Genomic DNA, 11,368 nt, shown 5'->3' with positions numbered 1-11,368 from the left:
CGAGTACAACCGCCTCTTCGCCCACCCGTTCACTTGGTCCTGGACTCGCTCCAAGATGCACGCATGGATGGACCGACACCGGTCCTGACTATGTTGAAAAACTTGTCGGACACTCCACTAGCCTCGTTGGTCACAGCTGATTTTTACTTTCAAGAGCGAATACAGCCGGTGAATCGGGTACACGGGGCGCACTTTTTCTCGCCGAGTGCCCGCGATGCCTGTTTCTGTTTCACCCCCTTCGGATGTGATTCCCTCTTCTGCCCCACGTTCCCCCCGTAACTGGAAACGGTGGGTCCTCGGCATCCTGGCTTTGCTGGGAATCATCGCGGTGCTCGTGGGCATCAAGGCCGCGCAGATCGGCGCGATGATTCAAGCGGGGGCCTCCTATGTTTCGCCTCCGGAATCCGTCTCCTCGGCGAAAGCCGAAACCGTCACGTGGCAATCCTCCCAGCGGGCCGTGGGCACGGTGATCGCGGTTCGCGGTGTGACACTGGGCTCCGAGCTGTCAGGCATTGTCCGGGAAATTGGTTTTGAGAACGGCGCGCGGGTGAAGAAGGGACAGGTGCTCGTCCAACTCGACACCTCCAGCGAGACGGCCCAGCTCACGGGGGCCGAGGCGGAAGCAGAGCTGGCCCGGCTCACCCTTACCCGCGTCCAATCGCTGTACACCCAGGGCTCCAGGCCTCAGGCGGAGCTGGAGATCGCCCAGGCCCGGGCGGTGCAAGCCGAGGCCGCGGTGGCCAACCTGCGGGCCCTCATCGCCAAGAAGGTCATCCGCGCGCCATTCGAGGGGCGTATCGGCATCCGGCAGGTGGAACTGGGCCAGGCCGCCGGCCCGGGGAGCCCCATCGCCTCGCTCCAATCCGTGGACCCGGTTCACGTGGAGTTCCTGTTGCCGCAGCAAGCGCTCGTGGAGGTGAAGCCCGGGCAGAAGGTACGCATCGGCGTCGACGTCTTCCCGAAGGATGCGTGGGAGGGGACGCTCACCACCATCAACCCCGAGGTGGAGTTGGCCTCCCGCAACGTGCGCATGCGCGCCACCGTGCCCAACGCGGATGGGCGGCTGCTGCCGGGCATGTTCGCCACCGTGGAAGTGCTCTCGGAGGAGACGCGCCAGGTGGTGGCCATCCCCACCACCGCCGTGCTCTTCGCCCCCTATGGGGACTCGGTGTTCGTGATCGAGGAGGCCAAGGATGCCGCGGGCAAGCCGAGCCTCGTGGTGCAGCAGCGTTTCACGCGGCTGGGCGAGCGGCGGGGAGATTTCATCGTGGTGGACTCGGGCCTGAAGCCCGGGGAGACCGTGGTCAGCAACGGCGTCTTCAAGCTGCGCAACGGCGCGGCCGTCGTCGTCAACAACGCGCTGGCGCCGCGGCCCGAGTCCGCGCCCCAGCCCGTGGCTCCCTAGAGAACGGAAGACGGCCCCATGAACTTCACCGCCCTGTTCATCCGGCGCCCCGTGGTGGCGCTGGTGGTCAACCTGCTCATCGTCATCGCGGGCCTCCAGGCCCTCCAGTCCCTCAACGTGCGGCAGTATCCGCGCAGCGACAACGCCGACATCACGGTGACCACCGTCTACGTCGGCGCCAGCGCGGAGCTCGTCCGTGGCTTCATCACCACCCCCCTGGAGCGCGTCATCGCCTCCGCGGACGGCATCGATTACGTCGAGTCCCAGAGCTCGCAGGGCGTGTCCACCATCCGCGCCCGGCTCAAGCTCAACTACGACTCCAACCGGGCGCTCAGTGAAATCAGCGCCAAGGTCGACCAGGTGCGCGGCGACCTGCCCCCGGAAGCCCAGGTCCCCGTGCTCAACATCGAGTCCGCGGACAGCCAGGCCGCCATGGCCTATCTGAGCTTCGCCTCTGAGTTCCTGAACCAGAACGAAATCACGGACTACCTCGTGCGGGTGGTGCAGCCGCGGCTGTCCTCCCTGGACGGCGTGCAGCGCGCGGACATCCTCGGGGCGCGCACGTTCGCGATGCGCATCTGGTTGAAGCCCGAGCGGATGGCCGCGCTCAACATCAGCCCGGCGCAGGTCCGGCAGGCGCTGGCCAGCAACAACTACCTGGCTGCCGTGGGGCAGACGCGGGGCTCGCTCGTGCAGGTGAACCTCACGGCGAACACGGATCTGCGCTCGGTGGAGGAGTTCCGGCAGCTCATCGTGCGGCGGAACGGGGGCGCGGTGGTGCGGCTCTCGGACATCGCGGACGTGGTGCTCGGGGCCGAGGATTATGACAGCGATGTCCGGGCGGGCGGGAAGGAGGCGGTGTTCGTCGGCCTGTGGGTGCTGCCCCATGCCAACGCGCTGGACGTGCTGAAGCTCGTCCACGCGGAGATGGAGGCGCTGAAGAAGGAGATGCCAGAACAGATCCACGGCGACATCAACTTCGATGGCACGGAGTACATCCAGGACGCCATCGACGAGGTGGTGAGCACGCTGGTGGAAACCCTGTTCATCGTCGTGGTGGTCATCTTCCTGTTCCTCGGCTCCGTGCGCTCCATCCTGGTGCCGGTGGTGGCCATCCCTGTGTCGCTCATCGGCACGGTGTTCCTGATGCAGCTCTTCGGGTTCACGGTGAACCTGCTCACGCTGCTCGCGGTGGTGCTCTCGGTGGGGCTCGTGGTGGACGACGCCATCGTCGTGGTGGAGAACGTGGAGCGGCACCTGCGCGAGGGGCTGAGCCCGGTGGACGCCGCGCTTCGGGGCGCGAGGGAGCTGGCGGGGCCCATCCTCGCGATGACCCTCACGCTCGCTGCGGTCTACGCGCCCATTGCCTTCCAAGGTGGGCTGACGGGCTCGCTGTTCCGCGAGTTCGCGCTCACGCTGGCGGGGGCGGTGACGCTGTCGGGCGTGGTGGCGCTGACGCTCTCGCCGATGATGTCGGCGGCCCTGCTGCGCGCGGGGCACGAGGACCAGGGCCTGCCCGGACTCATCAACCGCACCTTCGAGCGGATTCGGGCCGCCTACGCCCGGTTGCTGGACGGAGCGCTGGGTGCCCGGGGCGTGGTCTACACCGCGTGGGCGGTGCTGAGCGTGCTCGCGCTCCTCATGTTCTCGCAGTCGCCGCAGGAACTGGCCCCCACGGAGGATCAGGGCATCATCTTCGGCATCGTCAACACCCCGTCCAACGCCACGTTGGATCAGCTTCTGCCCTCCGTGGAGGAGGTGAACCGGACGGTGATGGAGATGCCGGAAGCGGCGTCCACCTTCCAAATCACCAACCCCTCCATGGGCTTCTGGGGCCTGGAGCTGAAGCCGTGGACGCAGCGTCAGCGCTCCGCGGCTCAGGTGCTGGCCGAGACGCAGCAGCGCGTCAGCGCCATCCCGGGCATTCAGACCTTCCCCATCCTGCCCTCCGCGCTGCCGGGCGGCGGCAACTTCCCGGTGGAGTTCGTCATCGCCTCCACGGCGGAGGCCGAGGAACTGCTTGGGTTCGCGCAGCAGCTCCAGGAGAAGGCGGCGCAGAGCGGGCTGTTTGCGTTCCCTCCGCTCATCGACGTGAAGATCGACCAGCCCCAGTCACAGGTCGTCATCGACCGCGAGAAGGTGGCGCAGCTGGGGTTGAACCTGGGCATGGTGGGGCAGGACCTGAGCGCGGCGGTGGGCGGCAACTTCGTCAACCGGTTCAACATCGCCGGGCGCAGCTACAAGGTCATTCCCCAGGTGCTCCGGACGTCCCGGCTCAACCCCGAGCAGTTGAAAGACATCCATGTGACGGGCCCCAACGGCCAGCTCGTGGCGCTGTCGTCCATTGCCTCGCTCCAGGACACCGTGGCGCCCCGGTCGCTCAACCGCTTCCAGCAGCTCAACGCGGTGAAATTGAGCGGCGTGGCCATCCGGCCGTTGGACGAGGCGCTCACCTATCTGGAGACGGAAGCGTCGCGGATCCTGCCCAAGGGCTACAGTATCGATTACACGGGAGAGTCGCGGCAGTTGCGCGTGGAGGGCAACAAGTTCCTCCCGGCGTTCCTGCTGGCGGTGGTGCTCATCTTCCTGGTGCTCGCGGCCCAGTTCAACAGCTTCCGGGATCCGTTCATCATCCTTGCCGGGTCGGTGCCGCTGGCGCTCTTCGGCGCGCTGCTGACCACGTTCCTGAAGATGCCGAACCCCAACATGACGTTTTTCACCGATGGCTTCACCACCACGCTCAACATCTACTCGCAGGTGGGGCTGGTGACCCTGATGGGGCTCATCGCGAAGAACGGCATCCTCATCGTCGACTTCGCGAATCGGCTCCAGGAGCAGGGGCACACGAAGCTCGCGGCTGTGAGGGAGGCGGCCTCCGAGCGGCTCCGGCCGATCCTGATGACGAGCGTGGCGACGGTGGCGGGCCACTTCCCGTTGGTTCTGGTGGAGGGGCCGGGTGCGGCGGCGCGCAACAGTATCGGGCTCGTGCTGGTGACCGGCATGGCCATCGGCACGTTCTTCACGCTCTTCTTCGTCCCAGCGATCTACCTCCTCATCGCCCGGGAGCGCACGGTGGCCACCGGGCACGAGCGGCGGGAAGAGCAGGGACCGCTGCTGCCAACTCCCGCGCCCCAGCAGGGACACTGAGGGTGAGCAGCATCGCTACCGTGCTGATTCAGCAGATGGCATCCCGCCGCCTTCATTCAGCCTCTCGGTTTCACCCTGGGCTCAGCGACCCGGGAGGATGGCCTGCAGGAAGCGCGGACCCTTGCGCTCATCCACCTGGTCCGCCTGCCACTCTGCCCACTGGGCCATGCTGATCGACACCTGCAGCGAGAAGTCCGTGGAGATCCACTGGGTGCCGCCGTTGGAGTACTGCGGCTTCGGCACGACACTGCCCCCCTGGAACGAGGTGCTGCACGTGCTGGTCGCGAAGTACACGGCATCCACGGACACCTGCCCCGGCGCCGTCGCGCACTGTCCCGGCTTTGGGGTGGAGCCCAGTTCCGTGCCGGAGCCCGGCCCCGTGTTGGAGGTCAGCGCCGTGAGGTTGCCCAGATCGAGGAACGGAGGAACCGCACGGTTCTTGTCCGGCACGGACGCCGTCATGTGGCAGGACAGGCAGGAACTGCGCGTGTTGTCCGCCGGGCCATTGAGTCGGCTGTTGCATCCCAGGTGCCCGCCGTCGGAGGCTGCGTTCCAGCGATCCACCACATCCCAGAACACCACCTCCTGCGTGAAGCCCTTCGTCCGAGGATCCACCGGGTTCGAGATGGCCAGCCCTCCCGGCGGCGGCGAGTCATTGCCCCACATCAGCCCGAGCGGCGAGATGCGGCTCCATGGGTTCTTCTCCGAGGCCTTCTGCTGCCCATCCGCGACGAACGTGCCAAACGCCCAGCCCGTGGGGGAGCGGTTGTCGCGCACGGCGATATCGAACTGCAGCAGCCACACCGTCCCCGGGGTGCGCGCGCACTGCTCGCTGATCTGCTGGAACGAGCACTGCCCTCCGTCAGGAGCCTTGCACACGCAGAACGCGGGGTCGCTGATGTTGGCCTGCCACTTCGGCATGTTCATCAGGTTGGGGATCTGATCGGGCGTGGCCGTGGTGAACAGCGGTTTGCCAATCACCGCTCCCTCTGGGAACGCCATGTTGCTCGTGGGGAACACCGGCACTCCGTTCGGCTTCCACACCTGCCCGAGCGCATAGGCCGCGCGCGGATTGTAGAAGCCCACCGCCCAGACCGTGGTCTTGACCTGGGTACGGTCCTTCAGGGTGAAGAGGACGGGGGCCTCGCGCGTGAGCCCGTGGATGAACTCGCGCCCGCTGCTCGGATCGTAGGTCTGGAAGGGGATGTGAACCCACGGGCGCACTGGGTTGTCGCACAGCGTCCAGTCCTTCTGGACGTCTCCCCCCGTCTCGCCCTGGGTGACGTTGCCGGCCTGGATGTACTTCATGACGGCCCACATGTAGCCCTGGGCCTCCTTCCGCATCTCCTCCTGGCTCAGGCCCGCCTTGAAGGGGTTGAACTGCTTCCAGCCCTCGTCCGCGGACGAGTCCGGGAGCGTGGCTGGGTACCGCTGGCTCAGCCGGAAGACGGGACCCGACCAGTGCTCGGGCGGCTGATTGGAGATCTTCTGATCCTTCCACATGCCCGAGTCGGCGAAGTTCGGATCCTGCCAGTAGTCGGGGTAGGGCCCCGAGCAGGTTCCTACTCCCCCCACTCGCTGGGAGACGGCCGAGTCCGGCTGCTGCACGGTGTCGCTCATCGCCATGCAGGCCCACAGGGAGAGGGATGCCGCAGTCCCCCCCAAGGCCAGCGCCCACCGCGTTCTTGTTCGTGTCATGCGTTGCTCCTGTTGGTTGCTGCTACACAGGGGCATTGCAGGTGGATTGCCAACAGCTCGGGCTTCGCGTCGCCACCCAGTCCCGCTCTGTCGGAGCGTGTTTCGCCGCAGCTCGCAGGGGGCCTTCCTCCAAGTCAGGCAGGGCGGTTGACATGTCAGACAGAGCCATTGACAAGTCAGGCAGGGCGGCTGACACGCGAGCCAGGGCCTTCTTGTATGCAGCGGGGCGGCTTCGGGCTTCGAAGCCGTAAGCGCGGACTTCGTTGATTTCTCTTCCGGGCCCGGCACAAGCTGCCGCCCTGATGAGAGACCGCACCGACAGCATCGCCTGGGGGCTCGGCGTCGTGTGTGTCGCGACCGCTGCCGTGCTCGCGGCGACGACTGGCAAGCTCCCCGAGCCGCGCCCGATGAACGACGAGCAGGCGCAGGACGCGTACCGCACCGTTGTCGGCCAGGAGCGGACGATGCGCGAGAAGGCGATGTCCAACTTTCTCGCGGACCGCTGGTCTCAGGACGATGACTTCGCGTCGGCCGAACGCGGCGCCGTCAGTCAGTACGCGGCCTCCCACGATGTGAGTCGGCAGGACGTGTTCCGCGCCATCGACCGTGGCCTGCGGGAAGACTGGTCGCTGCCGCCGGGCTCGCAGGAGCCGCGTGTATCCGTCGCCCCCTGCCGCCCCAGGCCCATCTATTGATGAACGCGAAGACGCTCATCGCGTTGTCGCGCCGCGAGTCTGTGCGCTTCGCCGTCTTCGCGCTGCTGGCGCTGGCGGCGATGTTGCCGTACCTGCGCACCGCGGGCGCGCTGAACGATTTCCGCGACGCACATGTGCTCTGGCAGTACGAGGAGGCCGCGCGCAAGACGCTGCTGGAGTATGGACAGCTCCCGCTCTGGGATCCTTATTACTGCGGCGGGCTGTACGGACTGGGCACGCCGCAGAGCCGGTTCGCCTCGCCGACACTGTTGCTCTCGGTGCTCTTCGGCACCACGCGCGCGGAGCCGTTCATCGCGTTCCTGTTCGTGTTGCTGGGGATGGAGGGCGCGTTCCGGTACATCCGCTCGCGCGGTGCGTCCCATCTCGCGGCGCTCTTCAGCTCGCCGGTGTTCGGGCTCTCTGGCGTGTTCGCGTGCGCGTTGTTCCTGGGGTGGACCAACTTCTATGGCTTCGCGCTGGTGCCGTGGGCGCTGTGGGGCGTGCGGCGCGCGGTACGCGGAGACGTGCGCGGAGCGGCCATCACGGGGCTCGCTGTCGGCTGGATGACCGGCTTCGGCGGCACGTACAGCGTGCCCATCACCGCGGTCGCGTGCGCGGCGGAGCTGGCAGGCGGGCTCGTGCATCGGCGGCGCAAGGCGTTTGAAGCGCGCGTGTGGGCGCCAATCGTCGTCACCGGTCTGCTCACGGTTGGCATGTCCGCGTTCCGGCTCTGGCCGGTACTGGAGACACTGCAGCGCGCGCCTCGAGTCATCGGCGGCATGTCCGGCGCTGCGTGGGCAGGCCTACCAGGGTTGCTCTTCGGTTACTGGCCGCCGTTCAGCTTGAAGGAGACCTGGTACCTCATCGGCGTGCCAGCGGCGCTGGTCGCGCTCGCCGGCTTCGCGCGCAGGCGCTCCGTTGGGCTCATCCTCGCCGCGATCGCATGCGTGTGGTTGGCGCTGGGCTATTCGGTGAAGCCATCGCTATTCGCCGCGCTGCGTGCTTTGCCGGTGCTGGAGATGCTGCGCTATCCGGAGCGCTTCCTCGTTATCGGTGCGGTGGTCGCGGCGGCGTTGTGCGCGCATGGGATCGATCTCCTCCGTGCGCTCGGTCGCAAGAAGCGGACGTGGGCGCGAAAGGCGCTGTGGGTCGCGTTCGCGGCGATGGTCATCAATGTGCCCTTCCAGGCGGTGAACTTCCTCGCGGCCGCGTCCGCCCGGACGATGGTGCCTCCGCCCGTGGCCATCAATCAGCCGTTCCATCAGGCGCGCGGCAACCGGTGGACGCTCGCATCCTTTGCGCCGATGAACCGCGGCTCGCTTTCCTGCTGGGAGGCGTACCCGGTGCCGCAGTCCTCGCAGTTGAAGGGCGATCTAGCGCAGGAGCAGTACCTGGAGGATCCGCATGCGGGCACGGTCACGGAGACGGCATGGTCGCCGAACCGCATCGACCTGCGCGCGGTGCTGACGCGGCCGACGCGCGTGCTCGTGAACCAGAACCATCACACGGGCTGGCGCTCCAATGCCGGCACCGTGGTCGATCACCAGGGCTTGCTCGCGGTCGAGCTTTCGGCGGGCGAGCATGCCATCACGCTCCGTTTCCTCCCGCGCTCCGCGATGGGAGGCGGACTGACCAGTCTCGCCGCGCTGGGAGTGGGCGCGCTCATCTGGCGCAGACGTCGACGCTGGGAGAGCGTCGCGCTGTCCGCAGTGCCGCTGGGAATTGGTGCCGCCGCCGCGCTGGTCATCGCCGAACCCGCGTGGTCTTCACAGCGCTATCTGGGCCCCGAAGGCGAGCCGCTCATCGTGGATGCGCCGCCGCGCAACGCGACGCGGCTGGACGCGCAGTTCGAAGGCGGCGTGTACCTTGATGCGGCGGCCTCCGAAGTTCGTCCCGAAGAGCACACCGTGCGGCTGGAGCTCGATTGGCGTACGGAGGCGGAGGTCGCGCCGAAGCTGGGCATCTTCATGCACCTGGAGCCGGACTCCGGCAGCCGCACCAACGCCGACCACGCGATGTTCTCGGACGTGATGCTCATCGAGGATGCGCCGCCGGGAAAGATCGTGCGCGACATCCAGCTCATCAGCGTCCCGCCCGACCACCGCGGCAAGACCTGGCGGATCTGGGTCGGGCTGTGGGAGCTGCGCGGCGACGGGTCGCGCAAGCGCTTGCTGAAGTCCAGCGTGCCAATGAGCGAGGACCGCGTGTTGGCCGGTACTGTCCAGGTGCACTGAACCGCCTGCATTGGCTCAGGGCTTTGCGGCGATGGCGCAGGCAGTGGGGACAGGCCGCGTGGGCTCGAGTTGTGTCCGGACGTTCTGGAATCCACCAGCGGCCAGCAAAGCGGTGAGTTCGGCGGCAGTCACTTGGGAAGTCCGCTCGTTGGCGCCCGCCGAGCGCGGTTGCACGGCGATGATGACGCGTCCGCCAGGCTTGAGGACCCGGTGGATTTCGCGGAGGGCCGCCAGACGATCAGGCCAGAACTGCGCGGAGTTGATGGAGTAGGCCTTGTCGAAGGAGGCCTCCGCGAAGGGGAGCGAGCCGGCGTCACCAAGCTGGAGCTCGACCCTGCCCGCGCGGAGGGCCCCGGCGTTGCGGCGCCGCGCCTGCTGAAGCATGGTGCGCGACTGATCCACCCCCGCGACAAAGGCCGCGACACGACTGACCCGGCGGATGTCAGCGCCAGGGCCGAAGCCGATTTCCAGGATGCGTTCCTCAGGACTCGGAGCCACCAACGCGAGCACCCTCAGGCTGCGCTGACGGTTCAGGAAGGCCATGCAATGGCCGATGATCGCGCCCACGAAGCCTTCCGGCTTGCCGAAGTGATGCTTCCAACCGGGCATCCGGGAGCAGGCCGCCAGGTGTGTGAAGGGGGAGGGGTCCTGCGTGGGCACCGCGGCAGAGGGGTCATCCGCCATGCGACCGCTCTCGGGCCTGAGGAGGCCCCGCGCGAACCGCGGAAGGGTGCGCCCCTCGCTTCGCGGCCTCGTACCGGGGGCTCATCGCACGGAGTTGCTGGACGCGCTCCACCACGAGGTTGCTCACCCAGTCCACCTCCTCCTCGGTATTGAAGCGTCCGATGCCGAAGCGAATGGAGCAGTGAGCCAGGTCATCCGCCACTCCGCACGCCCGGAGCACGTAGGAGGGCTCCAGAGACTCCGTGGCGCAGGCCGAGCCCGTGGAGATGGCCACTTCCTTGAGCGCCCTCATCAGCGCCTCTCCTTCCGCGAAGGCAAAGGAGACATTGAGGTTGCCCGGCAACCGGTGCTCGAGAGAACCGTTCAAGGCCACCAGATCCAGCCGCGAGAACAACGTCTTGCGTAGCTTTTCCCGGAGGTGGAGCAGGCGGCTGGCTTCTTGCTCCAGCTCCGCCTTGGCAATCTCCGCCGCCTTTCCAAAGCCAACGATGGCCGAGACGTTGAGGGTACCCGAGCGCAGGCCTCGCTCTTGTCCGCCACCGTCGATCATGGGGGAGAGCCGCACCTTGGGGGTCCCCCTGACATAGAGGGCTCCCACTCCTTTGGGGCCATACATCTTGTGGGAGGAGAGGGAGACCAGATCTACCCGGGCCTCCTCCACATCGAACTGCACCTTCCCCAGTCCTTGCACTGCGTCACAGTGGAAGAGAACGCCCTTGCTTCGACAGAGTTCCCCTATCTCTTGGATCGGTTGAAGTGTACCGATCTCGTTGTTGGCCAGCATGATGCTGACCAGGAGGGTCTTGTCCGTGATGGCCTCTTCCAACCTCTTGAGGTCTACCCGGCCGCTCTGATCGACATCCAGGTAGGTCACCCGGGCTCCTGGCATGGGCATTCTCAACCAGCGCAGCAGGATCTCGTCACCGGCCAGGTCGTATCGGGAGGCCAGTCTGGAGTAGTTCTCCGGAGTCACATCCTCACCGCTGAGTTCCGAGATGCGGAGCCTCTTCAGTTCTTCAATGTACTCCGCCCGAATGCGCTCCAGGCGTTTACATGTGTCGAGCACGGCCTTGTGCTCGGTCTTGAGGGTGACGATGTGGTCTCCCTTGGCCTTGTAGAGTTCCACAATCCCTTTGATTGCCAGATTGTTGGACTCGGTGGCTCCGGAGGTGAAGATGAGCTCCTTCTTCGAGGCTCCAATCAGTTCCGCCACCTGCGCACGAGCCTTCTCCACCGCGCCATCCGCCTTCCAGCCGTATGCGTGATTACGCGACGCGGCATTTCCGAACTCGTCGGTCAGGTATGGCATCATCGCTTCCAACACGCGACGATCCATGGGAGTGGTAGCATGATTGTCCATATAAATCGGCAGTTTCACAGGAACTCCCCCGGGTAGAGCCAGTCCGTGCACATCGCTGGATGAAATGATATCTAGACCGGCGAAAACCGTAAAGCCCACTAAACAAGAAGTGTCAAGGTGGGCCATGATATTGCGTGCACAGTGA

At 66.4% G+C, this 11,368-nt stretch carries 7 protein-coding genes; 4 read left to right on the top strand and 3 right to left on the bottom strand.

What is annotated here, in order from left to right:
- The first annotated feature begins 310 nt into the window (after nucleotides 1-310).
- Together KY501_RS50205 and KY501_RS50200 are read left to right on the top strand one after the other, a co-directional pair.
- Entirely contained in the window at nucleotides 311-1,405 is a 1,095-nt protein-coding gene (locus KY501_RS50205) for an efflux RND transporter periplasmic adaptor subunit (protein ID WP_224372678.1), read from the top strand.
- 18 nt (nucleotides 1,406-1,423) lie between these two features.
- Nucleotides 1,424-4,552, top strand: a complete 3,129-nt coding sequence (locus KY501_RS50200) for an efflux RND transporter permease subunit (protein WP_224372677.1) — start codon at nucleotides 1,424-1,426, stop codon at nucleotides 4,550-4,552.
- An 81-nt stretch (nucleotides 4,553-4,633) separates the two neighbouring features.
- On the opposite strand, the gene KY501_RS50195 is transcribed toward KY501_RS50200, so the two are convergent.
- Nucleotides 4,634-6,250 (bottom strand): hypothetical protein, encoded by a 1,617-nt coding sequence (locus KY501_RS50195; protein WP_224372675.1) that lies wholly within the window; start codon nucleotides 6,248-6,250, stop codon nucleotides 4,634-4,636.
- 302 nt (nucleotides 6,251-6,552) lie between these two features.
- On the opposite strand from KY501_RS50195, the gene KY501_RS50190 reads away from it, so the two are divergent.
- The gene (locus KY501_RS50190) at nucleotides 6,553-6,945 is read left to right on the top strand and encodes a hypothetical protein (protein ID WP_224372673.1); all 393 of its coding nucleotides are present in this window, start codon (nucleotides 6,553-6,555) and stop codon (nucleotides 6,943-6,945) included.
- The gene (locus KY501_RS50185; protein WP_224372672.1) at nucleotides 6,945-9,179 is read left to right on the top strand and encodes a putative glycosyltransferase family protein; all 2,235 of its coding nucleotides are present in this window, start codon (nucleotides 6,945-6,947) and stop codon (nucleotides 9,177-9,179) included. Before KY501_RS50190 ends, KY501_RS50185 begins: the two co-directional genes overlap by 1 nt.
- Before the next feature lie 15 nt (nucleotides 9,180-9,194).
- Here the strand turns inward: KY501_RS50185 and KY501_RS50180 are convergent, their stop codons facing one another.
- Both KY501_RS50180 and KY501_RS50175 read right to left on the bottom strand, forming a co-directional pair.
- Nucleotides 9,195-9,863 carry a class I SAM-dependent methyltransferase gene (locus tag KY501_RS50180; RefSeq protein ID WP_224372670.1) on the bottom strand — a complete coding sequence of 223 codons (669 nt, stop codon included), beginning with the start codon at nucleotides 9,861-9,863 and terminating at the stop codon, nucleotides 9,195-9,197.
- Nucleotides 9,853-11,241: an IscS subfamily cysteine desulfurase gene (locus KY501_RS50175; RefSeq protein WP_224372669.1), complete on the bottom strand. Its 1,389-nt coding sequence runs from the start codon at nucleotides 11,239-11,241 to the stop codon at nucleotides 9,853-9,855. Before KY501_RS50175 ends, KY501_RS50180 begins: the two co-directional genes overlap by 11 nt.
- Nucleotides 11,242-11,368: the final 127 nt, after the last annotated feature.

It is taken from the genome of Hyalangium versicolor (assembly GCF_020103695.1).
GTDB lineage: Bacteria > Myxococcota > Myxococcia > Myxococcales > Myxococcaceae > Hyalangium > Hyalangium versicolor.
This window is presented reverse-complemented; position numbering and strand designations above follow the sequence as displayed.